This window comes from Streptomyces sp. NBC_01317 (assembly GCF_035961655.1).
Classification (GTDB): Bacteria; Actinomycetota; Actinomycetes; order Streptomycetales; family Streptomycetaceae; genus Streptomyces.
This window is the reverse complement of record NZ_CP108393.1, coordinates 7074601-7100196: the sequence shown is the minus strand read 5'-3', so window position 1 is coordinate 7100196 and position 25596 is coordinate 7074601. Positions and strand designations below refer to the sequence as shown.

The following is a 25596-nucleotide window of genomic DNA, read 5'->3' as shown; positions in this document are numbered from 1 at the left end:
GTGTCATGTTACCGGATAGTAGTTCGGTTAGTGCGTGGCCCTCCGCCGTCACGTCCGGCTCGTGCGACGCCGGCGGGTTCCGCCCGCGCGTCCAGGGCGGCGACCAGATGGGCCACGGAGGCCAGCGTGATGTGGCGGTGCCAGCCAGGGAACGACCGCCCCCCGAAGTCCCGTATCCCCACCCGTTCGGAGACGGCGGCGAAGTCGCGCGCCACGACACCGGGCAGCCGGGTGAGCCGCAGCGCGGGGACGAGGGAAGGAGCACGGGCGTTGGTCAGCCACAGCCGGCGGCGGACGCGCCCGACGGTGCTCCACTCCCCCAGCAACAACATCCCGTCACTCCGCGCGGGGGGTCCCGCTATGGGTATCGCCACGGCCGTCGTGGGGCCGTCACCCGGGTTCACCTCGCGACGGAGGCGGGGCAACGACTCGGCGAGTTCTCCCGCCGCGCGCTCCTGGTCCCCGTACCGGGGCAGTACCGCCCGGTCGAGCCGCAGCCGCGCCTCCGGGCTCACCCGGACGACGAAGGGGAGTCCGAGCGACGAGAGGAAGCGTGCGACGGACACGGCGTCCACGTCCGCGACGTCCACCACGACCGGCCGGCCCACCTCGTCGCCCAGGGCGACGAGGTGGGCCACCGCCTCACGTACGCACTCCTCGACGGTGCCCGCCGCGGCGTCGGCGGGCACACCGGCGCGTTGCCGCAGCGGGTCGGCCAGCCAGCGGGCGGACAGGCACAGTTGCCAGTCGACAGGGACCGCGGACCGTGCGGACACGAGCCATGTGCCCACCGCGTACTGGCCGTTGACGGTCCGCCCCCGCGGCAGCGACCGCTGGTCGACGCCCACGGAGTGGGTGCCGGCCTTGCGGATCAGGGTGGGCCTGATCACCCAGGCCTCGGGCGCCTGGGTCCGCAGCGCGTGACGGGCGAGGGTGCGCCGCACCGGCATCCACGCCCAGGGAGACGCGCTGATGAAATGGTGCACGTTCTGTTGCGCCGCCGGACCGTCGAACTGCGCCGCGATGCTGCGCAACGTCTTGCGCCCCCGCACCGACAGCAGACCGCGGACGTACTGTTCCGCCTTGACCCGCTGCCCACTGCGGTGCAGCGAGCCGAACAGCCACTCACCGAGCCCGGCGTCCAGGACCGAGCGGGCGGCCGACTCCTCGGCCGGATGCGCGTGTTGATGTCGGTCCCGCGTCACGGCTCCCCCGAACCCTCAAAAGAGGACTGATGTCCGGTTTCTTTATACAGGGGCGGTGGAACAGCACAAATCCCCGGTGCTTCGAGCGCTGCCGGGGAGAAAAAAGGTCGGGCTGACGGTTCGGCGGGGCCTCACACCCGCCGGGCGGAGCGGATCACGGGGCTGCCGGCCTCCAGGAGGAGGCGTTCGGCGCGGTACGGCGAGGTGTCGAGCTTCGCCAGCACGCCGGCACTGGCGATGTTGGGAAGGATGAGCTCGAAGAGGCAGGAGATCTCTTCGGACAGGTCACGGTCCGGCAGCGTCTCGGTGACCAGCTGCACCCCCGTCCACGCGCCGACGAGCAGCCGCGCGGTCGCGTGCGGATCGACGTGCGCCAGCAACTCGCCGCGGTTTCCCGCCTCGACGAGCAGCTCCTCCCCCACCCGTATCCAGTCGGGCCAGCGGGTACCGAAGAGGCCCCGGGCCTTGATGTCGACGGAGAGCCGGATCGAGGCGCTGAGCAGGGGCTCCCTCGGGAGGCGGTACGCGAGGAGCAGCGCGAGGTCCACCCATTCCTGGAGCTTGAGCGCCTGGGGGGCGAGCCCGTTCATGGTCACCGCCTCGTCGAGGACGGCGCGCGCCAGCTGCTCCTTCGAGGTGAAGTGGAAGTACAGGCCGCCGCGGGTGAGTTGGATCCGGTCGATGAGGCCGCCGATGCTGGTGGCGTCGTAACCGAACTCGTTGAACATCTCCGCCGCGGCCTCGAGGATCATTCTGCGGGTGTGGATCGCGCGTTCCTGCTTCGCCACCCCTTACCTCCCCCTTGCTCGTTCTTTGCCATTTCATGAACTGGCACGTACGTTCACCCCAAAACCGACCGGAGAGCCGGTACTTTAACAGCATCACGTGCTGAGTTGCATATCGGTTCGACCAAGGGGGGACCTTGTCCGACGACACTCTCATTGCCTGCTTAGCCACCTCGCCGCCGCCTCTCCTCGCCGCCTACGCCCACCTGAAGCACGAGGAATCCGTACTCGTCACGGGCTGGAGACGCACCGGCGACGAGGAGTTCATGGTGGGCGTCAGGTGGCCCGCCGCCTTCGGGGACCTGCCGTACGATCCGCGCCTGCTCACCCAGACCATCCGGCAGAGCGGTCTGCTCGTCGCGCACGCCGTGTACGAGGTTCCACTGACGCACCAGACCATGCTGGACACCCTCGACTTCACGGTCGCGCCCCGCTTCCGCGCTCCCCTCGGGCAGCCTTCGGAACTCGATGTCCGGGTCACCGTGGAGGAGACGGCGGGGAACCGGCGGGCCGGCAGTTCGCTGCACATGAGGATCCACCTGATCCGGGACGGCGTCACGGTGGCCCGGGCCGAGACCGAGTTCCGCTGGATCTCGCCGCGGGTCTACCGGCGGGTGCGCGGGGACCGGCTCACGTTCGACTGGGGGTCCTGGCCCGTGCCGGCGCCCGTGGCCGCGGAGCTCACCGGTCGGGCCTCCGCCGCCGATGTCGCCCTCGCGCCCGGGGACGGCCCGCGTCGCTGGCTGCTGCGCAACAACACGGGCAACCGCCTCCTCTTCGACCACCCCGTGGACCACGTACCGGGACTGACGCTGCTGGAGGCCGCGGACCAGGCCGCCCAGGCCCTGCTGGCCCCGACGCGCCTCGTCGCCACGCGGATCACGACCACCTACTACCGGTACGTCGAGTTCGACGAGCCCTGCTGGATCGAGGCCGCGTTCCTGCCCGCCCCCGCTCCCGGCCTGTGTGCCGTCCAGGTCACCGGGACACAGAGCGGGAAGGAGGCGTTCCGGGTCAGGCTCGGCGGGGTGGCGCGGGAAGGCGGTGACGCCGTGCCCCCGGGGGACGCGGTGACGCCGGGGGACGCCGTGACGCCGGGGCTCCGGGCCTACTGATTGACGAAGCCGCCGTCCACCGGCAGCACCGCGCCGGTCAGGAACGCGCACCGGTCACTGAGCAGCCAGGCCGCCGCCGCCGCGATCTCCTCGGGTTCCGCCGTACGTCCCTGGGGAGTCAGCGAGTTGACGTGGTCCTCCAAGCCGGGATTGCGAGCGAACCAGTCGGTGGTGATCTCGCTCCGGGTGGTGCCGGGGGCCACCGCGTTCACGCGGATGCCCCGCTTGGCGTACTCGTCGGCGGCGGCCCTGGTGAAGCCGATGACGGCGTGCTTCGAGGCGATGTAGGGAGCGGCGGCCGGGATGGCCACCAGGCCGCCCACACTGCTGTTGTTGACGATGGAACCCCCGCCGTGCTCCAGCATCGCCGCTATCTCGTGGCGCAGGCAGTTGAAGAGACCGCGGACGTTGGTGTCCATGACGGTGTCGTAGACATCGTCCGCCATCAGATGCAGGGGGGTGCGGTCGCCGCCGATCCCCGCGTTGTTGAAGGCGAGATCCAGGCGTCCGTACTCCGCCATGGCGAGGTCCACCGCCTTGGCGGCGTCCTCGGGGACGGACACGTCACCCGCCACGTGGACCGCTTGTGCCCCCTTGTCCCTCAACTCACCGACGAGGGCGGCCAGGCGGTCCTCGCGCCGGGCGGTGAGAACCACCGCGGCGCCCTCCTGGGCGAACAGGCGCGCGGACGCCGCGCCTATGCCGCTGCTCGCACCCGTGATGAGGGCGACTTTTCCTAAGAGAAGATCATTTGTCATGGCCGAATCCTCTCAGACCCCGTGCGGGCGTGTGGGCGAAGTCCGGTGGGACCGCGGCGTCACACCGCCGGCTCCGCGGTTGCCCGCGGCAGCCAGCGCAGGGCCAGGAACCCGAGGACGAACAGGATCAGGCTCGCCACGCCGATCGCCACGTGCATGCCCGTGACGAAGGCCTCCTCGGCATCCGCGATCGTCCCGGCCGCGAGGCCCGGGGTGTCGAGCGTCTCGTCGAGCGTGCCCGCGACGTCGGGGCCGAGCAGCCGGAAACACACCGCCGCGAGCGAGCCGAGCAGCGAGATCCCGAGCGCGTTGCCGAGTTCGTTGCTCATCTCGGCGAGGGCGCCGGCCGAGCCGGCGCGCTCCATGGGCACGGCCGCGACGGCTGTCTCCGCCACCAGGCTGAAGGAGAACCCGTAGCCGACGCTGGCGACGATCGTCGAGGCGATGAACACCCACACCCCGCCCGTGACGCTCGTCAGCAGGAGAATCAGCAGACCGACCGCCATGAAGAACAGGGACGCGACGAACGCCGCCTTCTTGCCGACCCGTTCGACGACCACGTTGGCCCCGATGCACGCCCCCGTGAGCACGAACGCCCCGGGCAGCGCCGCCATCGCCGCGGTGAGGATGCCGTATCCCAGCACCGACTGGAGATAGACGCCGGTGAGGTAGCTCGCGGCCGACCACGCGACGAGTGTCACGGTCCCGGTGAGGATGGCGATCGTGAAGACGCGGTCGTGGAAGAGCTTGAAGTCGACCAGGGGGTACTCGAGGGTGCGCTGCCTGCTCACGAACCACCACAGGGTCCCGATGCCCAGGACACCCGTGACGGCCTGGGTCAGCGAGAAGCCGTGCGCGGCCGCCGATTTGACGGAGTAGACGGCCAGCAGGATGCCCACGGACGACAGGGCGACGCTCAGGGGGTCCACACGACCGGGGTTCGACGTGCGCACCTCGCGCAGCAGGACCGGAGCGAACGCGAGGAACAGCACCACGATCGGGATGTTGATCAGGAAGACCGAACCCCAGGAGTAGTGGTTCAGCAGCACCCCGCCGAGGATCGGCCCGACCACGAAACCGGCCGCGAAGGTCGCCGCGAAGATGCCGATCGCCTGGGCGCGCTGCTTCGCGTCGTGGAAGAGGTTGCTGATGATCGCCAGTCCCGAGGGCAGCAGCGTCGCGCCGCCGAGTCCCATGAGCGCCCGGAAGGCGATGAGCATCTCCGGGGTCGACGAGAACGCGGCTCCGACCGATCCGACACCGAAGACGATCGACCCGATCACCAGGAGCCTGAGCCTGCCGTAGCGGTCACCCACGGTGCCGAACGTGATCAGGAACGAGGCCACCACAAATCCGTAGATGTCGAGGATCCACAGCGCCTGGTCGGTACTCGGCGTGATCGCGGACGTGATGCTCGGCATCGCGAGATAGAGCACGGAGCCGTCCATGGCGACGAGCGCGACCAGGCAGAGCACAATGGTGAGGCCGAGCCACGCACGCCTGTCGGCACGCTGCTGGACTAAGTTGACGGTCACGGAAAACCCCTCAGGAGGTGGTGTGGTGGTGTTCGGTCCACTCGATGCGTACAGCGTACGCAAGCCCGTTGGGGATGGTACCTCATGACCACCAAGTCGCAAGGCAGGAAGTCGAGTTCCCCCGCTCTGACCCGGGACGCCATCATCGAGGCGGGGGTTCGCATCGCGGACGCGGAGGGCATCGGCGCCCTCTCGATGCGGCGTATGGCGACGGAACTCGACTCGGGTGTGATGTCGCTCTACCGGCACGTCGCGAACAAGGACGCGCTGCTCACGGCGATCACCCGGGTGGCGTGCGACGAGAACCCGTACCCGACGCCACCGCCGCCGAACTGGCGTGACGCGATGCGGGTCGCCGCCGAACTCGACTGGGAGGTCTACCGCAGGCATCCCTGGGCGCTGGTGACCTCGTCGTCGGCGCGGCACTTCTCGGACACCTCCTGCCGCGACTGGATGACGTCCGTACTGAAGGAGTTGACCGACGACACGGCACTCGCGCACTCGCTCGCGATCGCCGTCTGGTCCTATGTGCAGGGAGCGTCGATCCAGCGGGTGGCGCAGCAACTGCTCCCCGGTGACGACGCTCCCTCGCAGTCGCCGCTGACGGCGACGGAGGAGGACTTCGCCCTGGGGCTCGAAACGTTCCTCGACGGCATCGAGCAGCGTTGCCGGGCAGGTCGCCGGGTGCCCGGTACGGACGGGGAGGAGTGTCCGGCGTCGAGCGTGGTCGTTGACACGGCATGACCACACTTCAGCTGAACCGCGTCGCCACCGGCACCGAACCGACCGCCGAGGACCTGGCGCCGCTCGCCTTCGCCGGCTACGCCCACTTCACCGCCGTGCAGGTGCGCGGGGGCCGGGTCCGCGGACTCGACCTCCATCTGGACCGACTGCGGTCCGCCTCGGTCGAGTTGTTCGGCCGGGCCCTGCCCGACGACCGGGTGCTGTCCTGCCTGCGGGCGGCGGTGGAGGCCGGGCCCGCCGACCTCTCGCTGATGGCGACGGTCTACTCGCCGGCGGGTGAGTTCACGGTGGCCGGGGCCGACGACGAGCCCCGGGTCCTGGTCCGCACCGGGCCCGCCGCGTCGGGCCCGGAGGGTCCGCTGGCGCTGGCGGCGGTCGAGTACGAGCGGTTCCTCCCGGCCGTGAAGCATGTCGGCGAGCTGGCCAAGACGTACTTCCTCCGGCGGGCCGTCGACCAGGGCTTCGACGACGCGGCGTTTGTCGACCGCCGGGGCCGGCTCAGCGAGGGGTCGATCTGGAATCTGGCGTTCTGGGACGGCACCTCGGTGGTGTGGCCGGTCGCCGAGATGCTGGGCGGCGTCACGATGGGCGTCGTCCGCAGGCAGTTGGACCGCCTGGGTGTCCCCCAGCGCGTCCAGGAGATCACGCTCGCCGACCTGCCCGGGCTGACCGGGGCCGTGGTCATGAACTCGTGGACCCCCGGAGTGGCGGTGCACCGGATCGCCTCCGTGCACCTGCCCGAGGCGCCCTCCTTCGTGGAGCTGCTCCACCGCGCCTACCGGGCCGAACCACTCACGTCGCTGTAGCGCGCGGGCCTGAGCGCCCGGCCGCGGTCCCAGGATTTCCCGTCGTACGGTCAGCAGCCCGACAGCGCGTCACAGGGCTGCCCCGTCCCCCGATCACCCGGCCAGGCCTCGTCCATGGCCGGTTCCGCGTCCTTCGAGGTCACCGCGGAACTGCCCGCCGCGACGGTCCCCGCCCGTACCGCCTCCGCCGCCAGGTGGGGCAGCGTCAGCCGCCAGAACGACGTGACGGCCCGGCGGGAGTACCAACGGGCGTCGTCGCGGCCCAGCACCTCCAGCCCGGCGACCACCGCCGTGATGGCGTGAACAGCGTCGTCGAGCATCACGTCGGCGGCCAGGCTCCCCTGCCTCCTGGCGACGGTCAGCATCAACTGGACCCAGTCCTGCCACTGTTGCAACAGGAGCGCCCCGCCCCGCCAGGTCGCGTCGCTGCCGAGTCCGAACCCGGCCCTCAGCAGCGGATCGCAGGAGAGCCGGGCGGCCAGTGTGTGCGACGTGTCGACGAGCAGCTGCAACGGCGCCGGGTGCCGCAGCGGGACATGTCCCGTGATGTGCAGGAGGATCCGGGCCGCGGCGGCCTCGACCGCCTCGCCCAGGGCCTGCTTGTTCTTGAAGTGGAAGTGCAGCGCACCGTGGCTCACACCGGCCCGGGAGCATATCTGCGTGACGGAGGAATCCGCGAACCCGCCCCGGCCGAAGACCTCCGCGGCTGAACGGATCAGTTCTTGACGTGTACGTACGGCACGGTCCTGCTTGGCCATGGACACTCCGGGAGAAGGGTCGGCGGGGGGGGGTGAACCACACGAGAACTTGCCATGGAGCGACGACGTCGCCAAAGCATTCGGGGCCTTTACGGCTCCGCATGGCGAAGCGTTGACGGGCAGCATCGCACACGGCCGGCGCGGGCCCGCTGGATGACGGCCGCGTAACGACCTGACATATCAGCCGTCACCTGACGGAATACCCGTCACCTGACGGAGTACGGCCAAGCATGTTGGCGCCGTCCTCGTTTCGTCACATGATTTAGCCCGCTGCGGAGATCCGCGGGGCACGGCCCGGATTCGGCCCGGTACGGCGGCTCGTGCCGCTCCTACCGGATTCCCGCGCTTTCCGTTACTCCGTTTCTCCGTTACTCCGTTACTCCGTTCTCTGCTCTCCGTTCTCTGCTCTCCGCTCTCCCTGCTCCGCTCTCCTGTTCATCGATACCAGGCATGGAATGCCCGTTCTCTCTGCCCTCGGCGCGACCGCACACCACGCCCGTTCGCGATTGGAGAATTCAATGGACAACGCTCTGCTCGATGTTCGGCTCAGACCGGCGCTCCAGCAGCCGCCGTGGGAGGACGCGTCCCACGTTCTTCGCGTACGAAACGAACTGGCCGCCCGTCCCGGGCTCGTGGATGCCGAGGGCATCGCCACGTTACGGTCCCTGCTGGCCCAGGTGGCCGCGGGCGAGGCCCACGTGGTGCAGGCCGGCGACTGCGCGGAGGACCCCGCCGAGTGCACCCCGGGCTACGTCGCCCGCAAGGCCGGGCTGCTGGACATGCTCGCGGGCGCCATGCAGATGGAGACGTGCCGGCCGGTGGTACGCGCCGGCCGGATGGCCGGTCAGTTCGCCAAGCCCCGCTCTCTGCCCACCGAACGGGTCGGGGACCTCGAACTCCCCGTCTACCGGGGGCACATGGTCAACAGCCCGGAGCCCGATCCCGACCTCAGGCGCCCCGACCCGGAGCGGCTGCTGGCGGGCTACCGGGCCGCGTACGACGTCGTAGGCCACCTGGGCTGGCGCGACCAGGACGGGAGCACCCGTATCGGCGCGCCCATCTGGACCAGCCACGAGGCGCTGCTGCTCGACTACGAGATCCCCATGCTGCGCCGGGACGAACAGGGGCGGCTGCTGCTCGCCTCCACGCACTGGCCCTGGATCGGCGAGCGGACCAGACAGGTGGACGGTGCCCACGTCGCCCTCCTCGCCGAGGTCATCAACCCGGTCGCCTGCAAGGTGGGCCCCAGGATGGCGGTCGGCGAACTGCTGGCCCTGTGCGAACGGCTCGACCCCGGACGGGAGAGCGGCAGGCTGACCCTCATCGCCCGGATGGGCGCCGCGGCCGTGGCCGACCGGTTGCCCGCCCTGGTCGAGGCGGTCCGCGCCGCGGGACACCCGGTGATCTGGCTCAGCGACCCGATGCACGGCAACACCGTCAGTACCCCGGACGGGCTCAAGACCCGCTTCGTCCAGACCGTCGTCCGTGAGGTCAGGGACTTCCAGCACGCGGTCAGGGGCGCTGGCGGTGTCGCGGGCGGACTCCACCTGGAGACGACCCCCGACGACGTGACCGAATGCGTCCAGAACGAGTCCCGGATCCACCAGGTGGGAGCCAAGTACACGAGCTTCTGCGACCCGCGGCTCAACCCGGCCCAGGCCCTCTCCGTGATGTCGGCCTGGTGGAGCACCGGTCGCTCTGCGCTGGAGGACACCCGCTGAGGTCCGGTCCGCGGAGAGAGGTCCGCCCCCGGGCGACCCGCTCGACAACGCCCGGACGAAGCCCGGTCGACGCCCGGACGCCCCGACGCCCAGATGACGCCCAGGAGAGGAAGGTCATGGCGGGGATACCCCCCATCGAGCCGTACCCGATGCCCGTGGCAGGCGACCTGCCCGGCAACACCGCCACGTGGACCGTGGACCCGGAACGCGCGGTGCTGCTCGTGCACGACATGCAGCGCTACTTCCTGCGGCCGTTCCCGCCGGCCGTCCGCGATCCGCTGGTGAGGAACGCCACCCTGCTGCGCGAGCGCGGCCGCGCGCTCGGCATTCCCGTGGCGTACACGGCCCAGCCGGGCGGCATGAGCGACGAACAGCGCGGGCTGCTCAAGGACTTCTGGGGCCCCGGCATGCGCGTGGACCCCGCGGACCGGCAGGTGGTCGAGCCGCTGGCCCCGGAACCGGGCGACTGGGTGTTCACCAAGTGGCGCTACAGCGCGTTCTTCCGCTCCGGCCTGCTGGAGCGGATGCGGGAGCACGGGCGTGACCAGCTCGTCGTCTGCGGGGTGTACGCCCACGTCGGTGTGCTGATGACCGCGGTCGAGGCGTTCACCAACGACATCCAGCCGTTCCTGGTGGCCGACGCCGTCGCGGACTTCTCCGCGGAGTACCACCGGCTGGCCATCGAGTACGCGGCGCTGCGCTGCGCCGTGGTCACCACCGCGGGCGAGGTCCTGGCCTCGCTCGGAGCATCCGCCGCCACGGCCGGCCGCGGGGCCGTCGCATGACCGGGGCCGAGGAGACGGCACCGACGGGCGCGGAGCTGCTCGACCGGGTGCTGGGGCCCGTGCCCCCGCCCTTCGCGCTGCTCCACCGCCCGGAGTCGACGGGCGAGGGAACGCTGGACATCCTGGTCGGTGAGATCTCGACGCACGCCGCGCTGGCGGACCTTCCCGTGCCGGGGGCCTCGTCGCCCCCCGGCGGTGCCCGTCACCAGGTGCTGGCGCTGGTCCCGTACCGGCAGATCACCGAACGTGGCTTCGCCTGCGCCGACGACGACGAGCCCCTGGTCGCGATGACCGTCACCGGCCAGGGACTGCTGCCCGTGGCCGAGTCACTGCGGCGGCTCCCCGACCTGCCGATCACGCTGGCCGGCGGCCACTTCGACGTGGACGACGACACCTACGCCGATACGGTCCGCAGGGTCATCGCCGACGAGATCGGCGAGGGCGAGGGCGCGAACTTCGTCATCAAGCGCTCGTTCGTCGCCGACATCACCGGCTACACACCACACAGCGCCCTGTCGTTCTTCCGGCGGCTCATGCGCGGCGAGACGGGCGCCTACTGGACGTTCGTCGTCCACACCGGCACCCGTACCTTCGTCGGCGCCACCCCCGAGCGGCACATCAGTGTCTCCGGCGGCAACGCCGTCATGAATCCCATCAGCGGCACCTACCGTTACCCGCCGTCCGGCCCCACCCTGCCGGAGGTGATGGACTTCCTCGCCGACCGCAAGGAGGCCGACGAGCTGTACATGGTCGTCGACGAGGAACTCAAGATGATGGCCCGGATCTGCGAGTCGGGCGGCCGGGTGGTCGGCCCGTACCTCAAGGAGATGGCCCGGCTCGCGCACACCGAGTACTTCATCGAGGGCCGCACGGCACGCGACCCGCGCGAGATCCTCCGGGCGACGATGTTCGCCCCCACGGTCACCGGCAGCCCGCTGGAGAGCGCGTGCCGGGTCATCAACAAGTACGAGCCGCAGGGCCGGGGTTACTACAGCGGTGTGGTCGCCCTCATCGGGCACGACGAGCACGGCGGCCCGACCCTGGACTCGTCCATCCTCATCCGTACCGCCGACATCAGCGACCGGGGACGCATGCGGATAGGCGTGGGCGCCACGCTGGTACGCCACTCCGATCCCGCGTCCGAGGTGGCCGAGACCCGGGCCAAGGCGGCCGGGCTGCTCGCGGCTCTGCGGACGGACGGCCCGGTCCCGCTGGCCGAACACCCGGCCGTCCTGGCCGCCCTGGAACGGCGCAACGCGACCATCGCCGGCTTCTGGCTGGCCGAGGACGCGGCGCGGCTCCGGCCGGAACCGGTCCTGGCGGGCCGGCGTGTGCTGGTCGTGGACGCCGAGGACACCTTCACCTCGATGATCGACCACCAACTCAGCTCCCTGGGGCTGTCGGTGACGGTCCGGCGCTTCGACGAGCCGTACTCCACGGACGGCTACGACCTCGTTGTCATGGGCCCGGGCCCGGGCGACCCCCGTGAGACGAACCACCCCAAGATCGCCCACCTGTCGTCGGCGATCGGCGGACTGCTCGACGAGCGGCGGCCGTTCCTCGCCGTGTGCCTGAGTCACCAGGTGCTCAGCAGGCGGCTCGGCTTCCCGCTGGTCCGCAGGAAGGTGCCGAACCAGGGGGTGCAGCGGGAGATCGACCTCTTCGGCGCCCGGGAACGGGTCGGCTTCTACAACACGTTCGCCGCCCGCGCCGCCGAGGACGGGGCCACGTGCGAGGGCGTCGGCCAGGTGGAGGTGAGCCGGGACCCGGAGACCGGAGAGGTCCACGCCCTGCGCGGCCCGCACTTCGCCTCGCTCCAGTTCCACGCCGAGTCGGTACTCACCGAGGACGGTGTGCGCCTCGTCGGGGCGCTGCTGGCCGACATGCTGGCCGAGGTGCCGGCCGACTGACGGCCCGTCGCCGACCGCGCGCCCGCACGCCCGCTCGACATGCCCGGAGGACCCCCCTCATGAGTGTCCGTCCCCCCGACCGCGCCGGCCCGTCCCGGCCGGCCCCTCCCCTCGTCCCCTTCACGGCCCGGGTCCCGGGCTCGAAGAGCATCACCAACCGGGCCCTGCTGCTGGCCGCCGCGGCCGTCGGCACCACCAGGCTCCGGGCCCCGCTGGTCAGTGACGACACCCTCGCCTTCCGTACGGCGCTGACCGACCTCGGCATCCGGGTGGACGCCGCCCCGCACGACGCGTACTGGGACGTCACCGGAGGGGGCGGCGGCCCCACCGGGCCCGGCCGGGTCTGGTGCGCCGACGCCGGAACGGCGGCCCGCTTCCTGCCGCCCTTCGCCGCGGCGGGAACGGGGAGCTTCCTCTTCGACGGCTCCGCGCAACTGCGCGCGCGTCCGTCGCGCCCGTTGACGGACGCCCTCACCCGCCTCGGCGCCACCGTCCGGACGGCGCCGGGGAGTTCCCTGCCCCTGGTGGTGGACGCCGCGGGGCTCGACGGCGGCCGGATCGCCCTGGACGGTTCACTGAGCAGCCAGTACCTGAGCGGGCTGCTCATGGCCGCGCCTCTCTTCCGTACCCCGCTGGTGATCGACGTCGCCGGACTGGTCAGCCGCCCCTACATCGGCATGACCCTCGCGCTGATGCGGCACTTCGGGTCGGAGGCCGCCGAGGGCCCGGACGGAAGGATCGAGGTCCGGCCCGGCGGATACCGGGCCGCCGACCTCATGGTCGAGCCGGACGCCTCCACCGCCTCCTACCTGTTCGCGGCGGCCGCGGTCACCGGCCGTACGGTCACGGTTCCCGGCCTCGGCACCGGCAGCCTCCAGGGCGATCTCCGGTTCGTCGAGGTGCTGCGCCGGGCCGGCGCCCGGGTGGAGGTGACCGGGGACGCGACGACCGTCACCAGCACCGGGCGTCTCAGAGGCGGCTTCGACATCGACATGGGCGACATCTCGGACACGTTCATGACCCTGGCCGCGATCGCGCCGCTGGCCGACGCCCCCCTCACCATCCGCGGCATCGGGCACGCCCGGTTGAAGGAGTCGGACCGGATCGCGGTCGTCGCCCGGAACCTGGCGGCGTGCGGGGTGGTCACGGAGTCCGGCCCCGACTGGCTGACCGTCCACCCGGGCAGGCCGGACGCGGCGCTGATCGCCTGCCACCGGGACCACCGGATCGCCATGGCGTTCTCCGTCCTCGGCCTGGGCGCGCCCGGTGTCCTCACGCTCGACGACCCGGGCTGTGTCGGCAAGACCTTCCCCGGCTTCCACGCCGAGCTGAACCGGCTCTGCCCGGAGTACGAACCTCCCGCGTACGACGCGGGCGGGGCCCTCGCGACCAGCGGGGCGGCGACCCCGGCCCCACACCGGCAGTGACAAGAACCGAGGAGGACCGTTGAGCAGATTGCGGTGGCTGACGGCGGGAGAGTCGCACGGCCCCGCGCTGGTGGCGACGCTGGAGGGGCTGCCCTCCGGGGTCCCCGTCACCACGGACATGGTGGCGGACGCGCTGGCACGGCGGCGGCTCGGCCACGGCCGGGGCGCGCGGATGACGTTCGAGCGGGACGAGGTCACCTTCCTCGGTGGCGTACGGCACGGGCGCACGCTCGGCTCCCCGGTGGCGGTCATGGTGCGGAACTCCGAGTGGCCCAAGTGGGAGAAGGTGATGGCGGCCGATCCCGTCGCAGGCGCGGAACTGGCGCCGCTGGCCCGCAACGCCCCGCTGACCCGTCCCAGGCCCGGGCACGCGGATCTGGCGGGCATGCAGAAGTACGGCTTCGACGAGGCCAGGCCGGTCCTGGAACGGGCGTCCGCCCGGGAGACCGCGGCCAGGGTCGCGCTCGGCGCGGTGGCCCGCTCGTACCTGAAGGTGACGACCGGGATCGATATCGTCTCGCACGTCGTGGAACTGGCCACGGCCAAGGCCCCCGTCGGTGTCCGCCCCCTCCCGTCCGACGTGGCCCGGCTCGACGCCGACCCGGTCCGCTGCCTGGACCCGGAGGCCGGCCGGGCCATGGTCGAGGCCGTCGACCTGGCCCAGAAGGAGGGCGACACCCTGGGCGGGGTGGTCGAGGTCCTCGCGTACGGCGTACCGGTCGGCCTCGGCTCGCACGTGCACTGGGACCGCCGCCTGGACGCCCGGCTGGCCTCGGCCCTGATGGGCATTCAGGCGATCAAGGGCGTCGAGGTCGGCGACGGCTTCGGCCTGGCCCGGGTGCCCGGTTCCGTGGCACATGACGAGATCGTGCCGACGGCCGACGGCATCCGGCGGGCCACGGGCCGCTCGGGCGGCACCGAGGGCGGCCTGAGCACGGGCGAACCGCTGCGCGTACGGGCGGCGATGAAGCCCATCGCGACCGTGCCGCGCGCCCTGGCGACCGTGGACGTCACCACGGGCGAGGCGGCCCGGGCCCACCACCAGCGCTCGGACGTGTGCGCGGTGCCGGCCGCGGGCATCGTCGCGGAGGCGATGGTCGCGTTGGTGCTGGCGGACGCGGTGGCGGAGAAGTTCGCGGGCGACAGTGTCACCGAGACCCGCCGCAACGTGCGGGGCTTCCTCGACCACCTCGCCGTCCGGTGAGCGGCCCGGCCGTGGTGCTGGTCGGTCCGCCGGGCGCGGGCAAGACGACGGTGGGCGCGCTGCTGGCCGAGCGGCTGGGCGCCGCCTTCCGCGACACCGACCGCGACATCGCGCGGGGGGCGGGCAGGACCGTCGCCGAGATCTTCGCCGACGAGGGCGAGGCGCGGTTCCGCGCCCGGGAACGGGAGGCCGTACGAGCCGCTGTCCGGGAGCACACCGGGGTGCTGGCGCTGGGTGGCGGCGCGGTGCTGGACGCCGGGACCCGGGCGCTGCTGGCGGCGCTGCCGGTCGTCTTCCTCGACGTCGGCCCCGCCGAGGCCGTGCGGCGGATCGGCCACGACGGCACGCGCCCCCTGCTGGCGGGGGATCCGGGCCCGCGATGGCGCCGGCTGGTGGAGCGGCGCCGCCCGCTCTACACCGGGGTCGCCCGGGTTGTCGTCAGCACCGGGGGCCGCACCCCCGGGGAGGTCGCCGGTGTGGTCCTGGACGCACTGGAACAGCCGCTGGACGGGTGAACCCCTGGCCGGGACGTGTGAGCGCCCCGCAACGGGCCACCCTCCCTGTAGGGCCGTTCGATCTCCGGCCGGCCGCGGCAGGGAGGGGAACGATGACCGAGGCACTCCTGCTGGTCGGGGCGGTACTGCTGTCGTTCGCCTGCGGCGCCTTCGTCGCGGCGGAGTTCTCCCTCACCACCGTCGAGCGCGGTGAGCTGGAGCGGGCGGCGGACGAAGGCCGGCGGGGGGCCGCCGGCGCCCTGGAGGCCGTACGGAGCCTCACCTTCCAGCTCTCGGGCGCCCAACTCGGCATCACCGTCACCAATCTGGTCGTCGGCATGCTCGCCGAACCGTCGCTCGGCAAGCTCCTGCGCGGGCCCGTCGAGGACGCCGGGCTGTCCCGTTCCGTCGCGTCCTCGGTGGCCCTGGTGATCGGCACGGCCCTGTCGACGGTCTTCCTGATGGTCATCGGCGAGCTCGTCCCCAAGAACTGGGCGATCTCCTCCCCGCTCGCCGTCGCCACGGCGGTGGGCACTCCTCAGCGGTACTTCACCCTGGCCTTCAAGCCCTTCATCTCCCATCTCAACAACACCGCGAACCGCGTCGTGCAAGCTCTCGGCATGGAACCGACCGAGGAGCTGGCCACCGCCCGCAGCCCGCAGGAGCTGGTCGCCCTGGCGCGGCACTCCGCGAAGGAGGGCGCGCTGGAGGCGGACACGGCGGAGTTGTTCGTACGGACCCTGAGCCTGTCGTCGCTGACGGCGGAGAACGTGATGACGCCCCGCGTGCAGGTGATCGCCCTCGACGTGCGGGCGACGGCGGAGGACGTCGCCAACGCCACGCGCGCCACCGGGCTCTCCCGCTTCCCCGTCTACCGCGACAGCCTGGACACCGTCGTCGGCATCGCCCACATCAAGGACGTGCTGGCCGTCCCGGCGGAGGAGAGGCCCCGGCGGCCGGTGTCCGAGCTGCTGCGCGAGCCGCTGCTGGTCCCCGAGTCGCTGACGGTGGACCAGCTCCTCGACCGGTTGTCGGCGGGGATGACGATGGCCGTCGTGATCGACGAGTACGGGGGTACGGCCGGGGTGGCGACGCTGGAGGACATCGTCGAGGAGGTCGTCGGCGAGGTCAGGGACGAGCACGATCCGCACGAGACCTCGGACCTGGCGCCGGTCGGCGAGGACGCGCGCGGCCGGCGGCTCTGGTCGGCGGACGGCGCGGCCCGCTCCGACCAGCTGGAGACGATCGGGCTGCGGATGCCCGAAGGGCCGTACGAGACTCTCGCCGGGCTGGTGGCGGCCTCGCTGGGGCGGATCCCGGCCAGGGGCGACCACCTCGACGTGGCGCGGTGGCAGCTGGAAGTGGTGGACGACACGGGCCGCCGGGCGGCACGGCTGCTGCTGCGGGCGCCGCTTCCTACGGATGACGACGAGGGCGGCGACGGTGACAAGGGCACGACCGGCGGCGACGGCGACGCTCCGCCCACCCCGGACGAGCGGGGCGGCCGATGACCGCCGTCCAGCTGATCGTGGGACTGCTCACGATCGCCCTCAACGCCCTCTTCGTCGGCGCCGAGTTCTCCCTCATCTCCGTACGGCGCAGCCAGATCGAGCCCGAGGCCGAGGCGGGGAACCGCCGGGCGCGCAGCGTCCTCTGGGGGCTGGAGCACGTGGCGGCCCTGCTGGCGGCGGCGCAGCTCGGCATCACCCTGTGCACGCTGGTGCTCGGCATCGTCGCCGAGCCCGCCATCGCCCATCTGCTGGAACCGCTCTTCGACGCGGTGGGCCTGCCGCACGGACTGATCCACCCGTTCTCCTTCGCAATCGCCCTCATCCTGGCGACCTATCTGCACATGCTGCTGGGCGAGATGGTGCCGAAGAACATCGCCCTGGCCAGCCCCGTCCGGCTCGCGCTCGCGCTCGGCCCGCCGCTGGTCGCCGTCGCCCGGGGGCTGCGTCCGGTGATCTTCACGGTCAACGCCTTCGCCAACAGCCTCCTCAAGCTGCTCAAGGTGGAGGTGAAGAGCGAGGTCGCGGCGACCTACTCGGACGACGAGCTGTCCCGTCTGGTCACGGACGCCGGTCATGCCGGGGTGCTCGACGAGCGGTCGGCCGAGCGGTTGCAGGACGCGCTGGAGCTGGGACGGCGGCCGGTGCGGGACGTGGTGCTGCCGCTGGAGCGGGTGGTCACGGCGGAGGTCGGTGTCACGCCGGAGACGCTGGAGGGGCTCGCGGCCGAGTCGGGGTTCTCGCGCTTCCCGGTGGTCGACCCCTCCCGGCGGATCCTCGGCTACCTCCACGTGAAGGACGCGCTGGACGCGGCCCCGCGCGACACACCGTTCGAGGTCTCCGCGATGCGGGCGATCGCCCGCGTGAAGGACACGACCCCGATGGACGACGTGCTGAACGCGATGCGCCGCAGCCGTACGCACCTGGCGGCCGTCCTGGACGAGGACGGCAAACTGGAAGGGCTCGTGACCATGGAGGACGTGCTGCGGGAACTGGTGGGACGGCACGCGTAGGGCGGGGAGCGCCGCCCTCGCACGCGCGGTACGGGAGACGCCGGAAGGACCCGCCGTACCGCGCGGTACGATCACTCCGCCATGGAGATGAACGCCAGCTACACCAGCCTTGTCGCGGTCGGTGACTCCTTCACCGAGGGCATGTCCGACCTGCTGCCCGACGGTTCCTACCGGGGCTGGGCGGATCTGCTCGCCGCCCGCTTCGCCGCCCGTGACCCCCGCTTCCGGTACGCGAATCTCGCCGTACGCGGCAAGCTCATCGGACAGATCGTCGAGGAGCAGGTGGAGGTCGCCGCCGCGATGTCCGCCGACGTGGTGACCCTGGTCGGCGGTCTGAACGACACCCTGCGGCCGACGTGCGACATGGGCCGGGTGCGCGGGCTGCTCGAAGAGGCCGTGGAGAAGCTGACCCCGTCCTGCAAGCAGCTGGTGCTGATGCGCAGCCCCGGCCGGAACGGCCCGGTGCTGGAACGGTTCCGCCCGCGCATGGAGGAGATCTTCGGCTTCATCGACGAGCTGGCGGAACGGCACGGCGCGCTGGTCGTGGACCTGTACGGCGCCCCGGCGCTCGGTGACCGGCGGATGTGGGACGTGGACCGGCTGCATCTGACCCCCGAGGGCCACCGCCGGGTCGCCGAGGCCGTCTGGCAGACACTGGGGCAGGCGGCCGAGGACGACTGGCGTACGGAGCTGCCCGCCGCCGTGCCGGTGCGCTGGATGGCGAGGCGCTCCGGTGACGTGCGGTTCGCCCGGCGGTACCTGGGGCCGTGGATCATGCGGCGGCTCACCGGCCGCTCCACCGGGGACGGCCGCCTGCCGAAGCGGCCCGAGCTGCTGCCGTACGACGCCGCGGACGACCACCCGCTTCCGTAGGAAGCGCGTGAGCCGTAGAAAGCCACAAGAACGGGCACGGCGTCGGCCTGCGGGATCCGCCAGTAGAATCAGGACACGTGACTGTCGCGTCTGAGAAGCCCCGTATCCCCAACGTCCTTGCCGGCCGCTACGCCTCGGCGGAACTGGCCGTGCTGTGGTCCCCCGAGCAGAAGGTGAAGCTGGAGCGCCGGCTCTGGCTGGCGGTGCTCCGGGCGCAGAAGGACCTCGGCATCGAGGTGCCCGAGAGCGCGCTCGCCGACTACGAGCGGGTGGTCGACCAGGTGGACCTGGCGTCCATCGCGGAGCGCGAGAAGGTCACCCGGCACGACGTGAAGGCGCGGATCGAGGAGTTCAACGCCCTCGCCGGCCACGAGCAGGTCCACAAGGGCATGACGTCCCGCGACCTGACGGAGAACGTCGAGCAGCTCCAGATCCGGCTCTCCCTGGAGCTGGTGCGGGACCGTACGGTCGCGGTGCTGGCCCGGCTGGGCAAGCTCGCGGGTGAGTACGGCGAGCTGGTCATGGCGGGCCGCTCGCACAACGTGGCCGCGCAGGCCACCACGCTCGGCAAGCGGTTCGCGACCGCCGCCGACGAGCTGCTGGTCGCCCACGGCCGGCTGGAGGACCTGCTGGGCCGCTACCCGCTGCGCGGCATCAAGGGCCCGGTCGGCACCGCGCAGGACATGCTGGACCTGCTGGGCGGCGACACGGCGAAGCTGGCCGACCTGGAGGACCGTATCGCGGGGCATCTGGGCTTCGCCCGGGCCTTCACCTCCGTCGGCCAGGTCTACCCGCGCTCGCTCGACTACGACGTGGTGACCGCGCTGGTGCAGCTGGCGGCGGCGCCGTCGTCGGTGGCGAAGACGATCCGGCTGATGGCCGGGCACGAACTGGTCACCGAGGGCTTCAAGCCCGGTCAGGTCGGCTCGTCCGCGATGCCGCACAAGATGAACACGCGCTCCTGCGAGCGGGTCAACGGCCTGATGGTGATCCTGCGCGGCTACGCGTCGATGACGGGCGAGCTGGCGGGTGACCAGTGGAACGAGGGCGACGTCTCGTGCTCGGTGGTACGGCGGGTCGCGCTGCCGGACGCGTTCTTCGCGTTCGACGGTCTGCTGGAGACGTTCCTGACCGTCCTGGACGAGTTCGGCGCGTTCCCGGCGGTCGTGGCGCGTGAACTGGACCGCTACCTGCCGTTCCTGGCGACGACCAAGGTGCTGATGGCGGCGGTACGGGCCGGGGTGGGCCGGGAGGCGGCGCACGAGGTCATCAAGGAGCACGCGGTGGCGTCGGCGCTGGCGATGCGGGAACAGGGCGCGGAGCGCAACGAGCTGCTGGACCGGCTCGCGGCCGACGAGCGGATGCCGCTGGACCGGGCCCGGCTGGACGCGCTGATGGCCGACAAGCTGTCCTTCACGGGCGCGGCGGAGGACCAGATCGCGGCCGTGGTCGCACGGGTCGAGGAGATCCTCAAGCGGTACCCGGAAGCGGCGGCGTACGCGCCCGGCTCGATCCTCTGAGCAGGGCCGGGTCAGACCGATGAAGTCCGAGGAGCTGGAGGCCGCCCGCGACCGCGTCATCCCCGACGTGGTCGCGGAGGGGCTGCGCGTGCTGTTCTGCGGCATCAACCCGGGCCTGATGTCCGCCGCGACGGGCCATCACTTCGCCCGCCCCGGCAACCGCTTCTGGCCGGTGCTCCACCTGTCGGGGTTCACCCCCCGGCAGCTGAGCCCTTCGGAGCAGGACGAGTTGCCGTCGTACGGCCTCGGCATCACGAACGTCGCGGCGCGCGCGACCGCGCGGGCCGACGAGTTGAGCGACGAGGAGTTCCGCGAGGGCGGGCGGCTCCTGGTCGCGAAGGTGGAGCTGTTGCGGCCACGCTGGCTCGCGGTGGTCGGTGTGACCGCGTACCGCATCGCTTTCGGCGACAAGAAGGCGCGGATCGGCCCGCAGGAGCGCACGATCGGGGACACCCGGATCTGGGCGCTCCCGAACCCGTCCGGGTTGAACGCGCATTGGACGGCGCAGACGATGGCGGAGGAGTTCGGCCGGCTGCGGGCGGCGGCGGAGTCCCCCTCCCCGATTGCCCCGGACTGAACGCACGCGCCCGGTCCGCCCGTCACGGCGGGTCCGTTTCCGTGGTCGCCGCCAGGAGGCGGAAGGGCTGGTCCTCCGCCTCCCGCGTCACCCCGAGGACGAGCCAGCGGCGCTCCGTCCACCACACCCGCACGTACGCCACCGAGTCGCACAGCTCCCACCAGGGCTCCGGTATCTCCTCGCCCTCGCCGCCCCGGACCCGCAGGCTCCACAGGCTCACGTGGTGCGGGGCGCCGAAGCGGTGGGTCAGGATCTCCGCCAGCGCGCCGCCCTCCGCCTCGCACTGGTCCGCGCCGGAGGGTCCGTCCCCCCGGGACAACTCCGCCAGGTGATACCCCGGCCCGCTCGTCCCGACCCCGGAGGGACCGCGGGTCGCGGGGTACGCATGGGCGCGGAGCAGCTCGACCAGGGCGAGTTGCCGCGCGGTACTCATGGGTCCAGTAAACCCCCGGACACTGACATCTGGCTTCCTGTCAGGCCGCTTCGAGGCGTCGGGCGTCAGGCGTCCCGGCGTCTGACGGCGAGCCATCCGGCCAGTACGGCGGCGGCCGCCCACACCGCGGTCACGGCGAGCCCGGTCCAGGGGCCGATGGCCGCGTCCGGGTACTGGTGCAGGACGATCTGCCCGGCCCGGTCGGGCAGGAGGTCCGCGACGGCCGACTTCATGTCCCCGATCACGAACGACACGACGAGGATGAACGGGATGAGCAGGCTCATCACGAGGACACCGCTGCGGAGCAGGGCGGCGAGACCGGCCGCGAGCACCGCCATCAGCGCCAGGTAGATGCCACTGCCGACGGTGGCGCGCAGCGCGCCGGGATCGCCGAGGCCGATCGCGTACGACCCCATGCCCGTCTGCCCCGCGAAGAAGGTGGCGAAGCCGGTGACCAGTCCGACGGCCAGGGCCGCGCCGGCGACCGTCGCCATCTTGGCCGCGTAGAAGGCGGTACGGCGCGGCACGGCGGTCAGGGAGACGCGCAGCGCGCCGTTGTGGAACTCGGTGGAGAACGCCGTCGCCCCGAACGCGATCGCCGCGATCTGACCGAAATTGATCCCGTAGAAGGAGAAGAGGACGGGGTCGTGGTCGGGCCCGTCTGCCTCGCCCGTCCCGACACCGGCGCTGATGAGCGCCCCGATTCCCGCGCTGACGACGAGGATCGCCAGCAGCGAGCCGAACGTGCCGCGCACGGACCGGATTTTGATCCACTCGGAGCGCAGGATCGCGGTGGACGGCATGGTCAGACCTCCTGGCTGCTGGACGGGCCGTGCGGGCCCTGGGCGGCGAACTCCGCCTCGTCGGTGGTGAGATCGAGGTACGCCTGCTCCAGGGAGCCCCGGTCGTCGCTGAGTTCGAGCACGGGGACGCCTTCCTGGGAGGCGAGCCGTCCGATGTCCTCGGCGCGCGCGCCGTCGACGCTCCAGAGCCCGTCGTCGCCGTGCGCCGCGACGTGTCCCGCACGGGCCAGGGCCTCGCGCAGCCGCTCCGGTTCGGTGCTGCGGAACCGTACGCGCGGGGTGCTGCGGGAGGTGATGAACTCCTCCATCGGCAGGTCGGCGAGGAGCCGGCCCCGGCCGAGGATGACGAGGTGGTCGGCGGTGGCCGCCGTCTCCGCCATCAGATGGCTGGAGACGAGGACGGTCCTGCCCTCCTTCGCGAGGCGGCGGGTCAGCTCCCGGATCCAGATGATGCCTTCCGGGTCCAGGCCGTTGGCCGGTTCGTCCAGCAACAGGACGTCGGGATCGCCGAGGAGCGCGGCGGCGATGCCGAGACGCTGGCGCATGCCGAGCGAGAAGGTCCTGATCCGCTTGCGGGCGACGGCGGCGATGCCGGTCTCCTCCAGCACCTCGTCCACCCGGGCGGGCCGGATGCGGTTGCTCGCCGCGAGCACCCTGAGGTGGTCGCGGGCGGTACGGGCGCCGTGCGCGGCCTGCGCGTCGAGCAACGCGCCGACGTGGCGCAGGGGTTCGTTGAGGTCGGTGAAGCGGCGTCCCCCGACGGTGGCCGTGCCGGACGTGGGCCGGTCGAGGCCGAGGACGAGCCGCATGGTGGTCGATTTGCCGGCCCCGTTGGGGCCGAGGAAGCCGGTGACGTGGCCGGGCCGCACCTGGAAGGTGAGCCGGTCCACCGCGCGGGCCGTGCCGTACTCCTTGGTGAGTTCGTGGACATCGATGCTGGTCATGACTCCACTCTGGCCGCCACGGACGCGCCGGTCCTCCCCCGTGGGTGGAGAGCGTCTCCCCCGCGCGGGGGAACTCCCGGCGCCGGTGCGCTGGCACGATGACACGATGGTCCGATTCCTGCGTCCGCTGTCGCGGCCGGTGACGTACACCCGCTGGCTGCACCTGTTCGTACCGACAGGATTCTGGGCCGTCTGGCTGTTCGTCTTTCCCGAACATCCGGCCCTGCCCCTGCTGTTCCTCGTCCCGATCGGGCTGGTTCCGGCGGTGCGGCTGGCCGAGGGGCTCCAGGCGCAGTGGCTGCTGCTCCCGCACGACGGGAGCGTGCCCGCCGGGTCCGTGTCCCTCGCCTCGTCCACCACGTGGGGCGAGCGGTGGCGGACGGTGTTGTGGCTGGAGGTCCGCGCGCTGCTGTCGGGGGCGATCACGATCACGACGGTGTGGGGCCCGGCCCTCACGATCGAGTTGTTCCACGCCGGTGCGGAAGGCTCCTGGATGGGCCTGCCGTTCCTGTCGGAGGTCACGCCCCAGTGGTGGTTCGCGGTGCTCGCGCCGCTGCCGGCCGCCGGGTTCGTGGTGGGGATCGTGAAGCTCGGGAATCTGGGCGCGGCAGCCGCCCTCCGGCTGCTCGGCCCGTCCCCCGCACAGCGGTTGGCCGCCCTGGAGGAACGTACGGAACGACTCCTGGAACGCACCCGCATCGCCCGCGAGCTGCACGACTCGATCGGGCACGCGCTCACCGTCGCCGTGGTCCAGGCGGGGGCGGCCAGGGCGGCCGGGGACCCGGAGTTCACCGACCGCGCGCTCGGGGTGATCGAGGAGACCGGCCGGGCGGCGCTGGAGGATCTGGAGCGGGTCCTGCTCGTCCTGCGGGAGTCGGGCCGGCCGGCCTCGCAGCGGCCCACGCTGGTCGAGGCGGACCGGCTGCTGGAGTCGGCGCGGGCGTCGGGGGCGGTGGTGGAGGTCACGACGTCGGGGCCGCTGGAGCGGTTGCCGGGGCCGGTGTCCCGGGAGGGGTACCGCATCCTTCAGGAGGCGCTCACCAATGTGCTGCGGCACTCGGGCCCGGTGCCGGTGCGGATCCTCATCGAGGTGACGGACGACAGGCTCGGTATCGAGGTCGCGAACCCTCTCGCCGAGGACGCCTCCGCGTCCTCCCCGGGGAACGGGCTGCGGGGGATACGGGAGAGGGCGGCGCTGCTCGGCGGGGAGGCCAGGACCGGGGCGTACGACGGGGAGTGGCAGGTGAGCGCCCGGCTTCCGCTGAGCGGTCCCGGGGCGGGCTGAGGGGTCATGAAGCGCGGCCTGAGCGGATCGGGAAGGCGGGCTGCGTGGAGCGCGGTCGGGGGCCGATAACCTGACCGGATGCCCATCACTGTGCTGTTGGTCGACGACGAGCCGCTGGTACGCGCGGGCCTGCGCGCCGTCCTGGAGGCGCAGCCCGACATCACCGTGGTGGGGGAGGCGGCCGACGGCGCCGCCGTCGTCCCGCTGGTGCGCCGACTGCGGCCCGATGTGGTCGCGATGGACGTACGGATGCCGCTGCTCGACGGGATCGAGGCCACGCGGGCGGTGCTGCGTACCGTGCGGAACCCGCCCAAGATCGTCGTCGTCACGACCTTCGAGCAGGACGAGTACGTGTACCAGGCGCTCCGGGCGGGCGCCGACGGCTTCCTCCTCAAGCGGGCCCGTCCGGCGGAGATCGTGCACGCCGTGCGCCTGATCGCCGAGGGCGACTCACTGCTCTTCCCGGCCTCCGTACGGGCGCTCGCGGCCGAGTACGGCACCGCGGCCGCGCGCGGCAGCCTGGAGAGCGCGCGGCTCACCGACCGGGAGGCGGAGGTGCTGCGGCAGATGGCGCGGGGGCTGACGAACGCGGAGATCGCCGCGGGGCTGGTGGTGGGGACGGAGACGGTGAAGTCCCATGTGAGCGCGGTGCTGGCGAAGCTGGGGGCGCGGGACAGGACGCAGGCGGTGATCGCGGCGTACGAGTCGGGGTTTGTCGCGCCGGGCTGACACCTGCCCCGGCCGGCCGGTCCTCGCCGACCGGCCGGCCTCCGCTTCCCCGGATCAGCCCTCGGTCTTGGTCAGCCTTCCGTTCGGCGCAGCCGGATCACCGGTATGTCCCGTTCTGTATTCTTCTGGTAGCCCTCGTAGGGCGGGAAGACCTCCACCAGGCCGGGCCACACCCGGGCCTTCTCCTCCGGTGTCAGCGTCTCCGCGTACGCGTGGAAGCGCTCGGCGCCGACCCGGAGGCGTACCGCGGGCTGCGCTTGCAGGTTCAGGTACCAGAGCGGGTGCTCGTCGGCCCCGCCCTTGGACGCCACGAGCAAGTAGTCGTCGCCGTCCTGTCCGTAGATGAGCACGGTCCGGCGCCACTGTCCGCTGCGGCGGCCCCGGTAGTCGAGCAGGAGGCACGGCGCGCCCTGCAAGGTGGTGCCCCGGGTCCCTCCGGACTCCTCGTACTCCGCGGCCTGCTTCGCCACCCAGCCCGTGGGACTGATCACTGTCTCGTCGTCCGCCGCCATGCCGACTCCTAAGGTCCGGGTCCGGATCCACTGCTCCGGGTCTACTGCTCCGGTGCTCTGGATCTGATGAGGTGAACCTGTCCACACTAGGGCGCTCCGTCCGGCGGGAGGCCGCCGCCCCTCGCCGTGCAAGCGACCAGCGAGTAGCATCC

The 25596-nt window shown here is 72.0% G+C and carries 25 protein-coding genes; 16 read left to right on the top strand and 9 right to left on the bottom strand.

The genetic code is table 11. The annotated features are described in order from the left end of the window. Positions 1–8: 8 nt before the first annotated feature. Positions 9–1205, bottom strand: a complete 1197-nt coding sequence (locus OG349_RS31005; protein WP_327237730.1) for an IS701 family transposase — start codon at positions 1203–1205, stop codon at positions 9–11. A gap of 131 nt (positions 1206–1336) precedes the next feature. Continuing rightward, positions 1337–1993, bottom strand: a complete 657-nt coding sequence (locus OG349_RS31000; protein ID WP_327237729.1) for a ScbR family autoregulator-binding transcription factor — start codon at positions 1991–1993, stop codon at positions 1337–1339. Positions 1994–2127: 134 nt separating this feature from the next. On the opposite strand from OG349_RS31000, the gene OG349_RS30995 reads away from it, so the two are divergent. Then, the gene (locus OG349_RS30995; protein ID WP_327237728.1) at positions 2128–3105 is read left to right on the top strand and encodes a ScbA/BarX family gamma-butyrolactone biosynthesis protein; all 978 of its coding nucleotides are present in this window, start codon (positions 2128–2130) and stop codon (positions 3103–3105) included. Here the strand turns inward: OG349_RS30995 and OG349_RS30990 are convergent. Together OG349_RS30990 and OG349_RS30985 are read right to left on the bottom strand one after the other, a co-directional pair. Beyond that, a complete protein-coding gene (locus OG349_RS30990; protein WP_327237727.1) occupies positions 3099–3863 on the bottom strand; it encodes an SDR family NAD(P)-dependent oxidoreductase in 765 nt (254 codons plus the stop codon). The two genes, OG349_RS30995 and OG349_RS30990, sit on opposite strands and share 7 nt — an antisense overlap. Positions 3864–3922: 59 nt before the next feature. Continuing rightward, positions 3923–5398 carry an MFS transporter gene (locus OG349_RS30985; RefSeq protein ID WP_327237726.1) on the bottom strand — a complete coding sequence of 492 codons (1476 nt, stop codon included), beginning with the start codon at positions 5396–5398 and terminating at the stop codon, positions 3923–3925. A gap of 84 nt (positions 5399–5482) precedes the next feature. Here OG349_RS30985 and OG349_RS30980 point away from each other — a divergent pair, with 84 nt between their 5' ends. Continuing rightward, positions 5483–6142, top strand: a complete 660-nt coding sequence (locus OG349_RS30980; protein ID WP_327237725.1) for a TetR/AcrR family transcriptional regulator — start codon at positions 5483–5485, stop codon at positions 6140–6142. Beyond that, positions 6139–6948 (top strand): aminotransferase class IV family protein, encoded by an 810-nt coding sequence (locus tag OG349_RS30975; protein WP_327237724.1) that lies wholly within the window; start codon positions 6139–6141, stop codon positions 6946–6948. The genes OG349_RS30980 and OG349_RS30975 overlap by 4 nt, the downstream gene beginning before the upstream one ends. Positions 6949–6998: 50 nt before the next feature. Here the strand turns inward: OG349_RS30975 and OG349_RS30970 are convergent, their stop codons facing one another. Continuing rightward, complete coding sequence (locus OG349_RS30970) at positions 6999–7706, bottom strand: ScbR family autoregulator-binding transcription factor (RefSeq protein ID WP_327237723.1); 708 nt, start codon at positions 7704–7706, stop codon at positions 6999–7001. A gap of 518 nt (positions 7707–8224) precedes the next feature. On the opposite strand from OG349_RS30970, the gene OG349_RS30965 reads away from it, so the two are divergent. The 11 genes from OG349_RS30965 to mug all read left to right on the top strand — a co-directional run bounded on the left by OG349_RS30965 (position 8225) and on the right by mug (position 20738). After that, entirely contained in the window at positions 8225–9427 is a 1203-nt protein-coding gene (locus tag OG349_RS30965; protein ID WP_327237722.1) for a 3-deoxy-7-phosphoheptulonate synthase, read from the top strand. Between the two features lie 116 nt (positions 9428–9543). Then, entirely contained in the window at positions 9544–10212 is a 669-nt protein-coding gene (locus tag OG349_RS30960; protein ID WP_327237721.1) for an isochorismatase family protein, read from the top strand. Beyond that, on the top strand, positions 10209–12122 hold the full coding sequence (locus tag OG349_RS30955) for an anthranilate synthase family protein (RefSeq protein ID WP_327237720.1): 1914 nt from the start codon (positions 10209–10211) through the stop codon (positions 12120–12122). Before OG349_RS30960 ends, OG349_RS30955 begins: the two co-directional genes overlap by 4 nt. 59 nt (positions 12123–12181) lie before the next feature. Next, positions 12182–13549, top strand: coding sequence for a 3-phosphoshikimate 1-carboxyvinyltransferase (gene aroA, locus OG349_RS30950; protein ID WP_327237719.1), 1368 nt, complete (start codon positions 12182–12184; stop codon positions 13547–13549). A 19-nt stretch (positions 13550–13568) separates the two neighbouring features. Continuing rightward, positions 13569–14753 (top strand): chorismate synthase, encoded by a 1185-nt coding sequence (aroC, locus tag OG349_RS30945; protein ID WP_327237718.1) that lies wholly within the window; start codon positions 13569–13571, stop codon positions 14751–14753. Continuing rightward, positions 14750–15268 (top strand): shikimate kinase, encoded by a 519-nt coding sequence (locus OG349_RS30940; protein WP_327237717.1) that lies wholly within the window; start codon positions 14750–14752, stop codon positions 15266–15268. Before aroC ends, OG349_RS30940 begins: the two co-directional genes overlap by 4 nt. Positions 15269–15360: 92 nt before the next feature. Continuing rightward, positions 15361–16758, top strand: coding sequence for a hemolysin family protein (locus OG349_RS30935; RefSeq protein ID WP_327237716.1), 1398 nt, complete (start codon positions 15361–15363; stop codon positions 16756–16758). Then, positions 16755–17768 carry a hemolysin family protein gene (locus tag OG349_RS30930; protein WP_327237715.1) on the top strand — a complete coding sequence of 338 codons (1014 nt, stop codon included), beginning with the start codon at positions 16755–16757 and terminating at the stop codon, positions 17766–17768. Before OG349_RS30935 ends, OG349_RS30930 begins: the two co-directional genes overlap by 4 nt. Before the next feature lie 81 nt (positions 17769–17849). Further along, complete coding sequence (locus OG349_RS30925; protein WP_327237714.1) at positions 17850–18641, top strand: SGNH/GDSL hydrolase family protein; 792 nt, start codon at positions 17850–17852, stop codon at positions 18639–18641. 77 nt (positions 18642–18718) lie between these two features. Further along, positions 18719–20161: an adenylosuccinate lyase gene (gene purB, locus OG349_RS30920; RefSeq protein WP_327237713.1), complete on the top strand. Its 1443-nt coding sequence runs from the start codon at positions 18719–18721 to the stop codon at positions 20159–20161. 19 nt (positions 20162–20180) lie between these two features. Continuing rightward, positions 20181–20738: a G/U mismatch-specific DNA glycosylase gene (gene mug, locus OG349_RS30915; protein ID WP_327237712.1), complete on the top strand. Its 558-nt coding sequence runs from the start codon at positions 20181–20183 to the stop codon at positions 20736–20738. A gap of 22 nt (positions 20739–20760) precedes the next feature. Here the strand turns inward: mug and OG349_RS30910 are convergent, their stop codons facing one another. The 3 genes from OG349_RS30910 to OG349_RS30900 form a co-directional block, all read right to left on the bottom strand. Beyond that, on the bottom strand, positions 20761–21171 hold the full coding sequence (locus OG349_RS30910; RefSeq protein ID WP_327237711.1) for a hypothetical protein: 411 nt from the start codon (positions 21169–21171) through the stop codon (positions 20761–20763). 65 nt (positions 21172–21236) lie between these two features. After that, entirely contained in the window at positions 21237–21974 is a 738-nt protein-coding gene (locus tag OG349_RS30905) for an ABC transporter permease (RefSeq protein WP_327237710.1), read from the bottom strand. A 2-nt stretch (positions 21975–21976) separates the two neighbouring features. Continuing rightward, the gene (locus tag OG349_RS30900) at positions 21977–22918 is read right to left on the bottom strand and encodes an ABC transporter ATP-binding protein (protein WP_327237709.1); all 942 of its coding nucleotides are present in this window, start codon (positions 22916–22918) and stop codon (positions 21977–21979) included. Positions 22919–23024: 106 nt separating this feature from the next. Between OG349_RS30900 and OG349_RS30895 the strand changes: the two genes are divergently transcribed. Further along, a complete protein-coding gene (locus OG349_RS30895; protein WP_327237708.1) occupies positions 23025–24203 on the top strand; it encodes a sensor histidine kinase in 1179 nt (392 codons plus the stop codon). Between the two features lie 78 nt (positions 24204–24281). Continuing rightward, on the top strand, positions 24282–24932 hold the full coding sequence (locus tag OG349_RS30890) for a response regulator transcription factor (protein WP_327237707.1): 651 nt from the start codon (positions 24282–24284) through the stop codon (positions 24930–24932). Between the two features lie 71 nt (positions 24933–25003). Here OG349_RS30890 and OG349_RS30885 read toward each other — a convergent pair whose 3' ends face one another. Continuing rightward, positions 25004–25444: a nitroreductase family deazaflavin-dependent oxidoreductase gene (locus OG349_RS30885; protein WP_327237706.1), complete on the bottom strand. Its 441-nt coding sequence runs from the start codon at positions 25442–25444 to the stop codon at positions 25004–25006. Between the last annotated feature and the right edge of the window lie 152 nt (positions 25445–25596).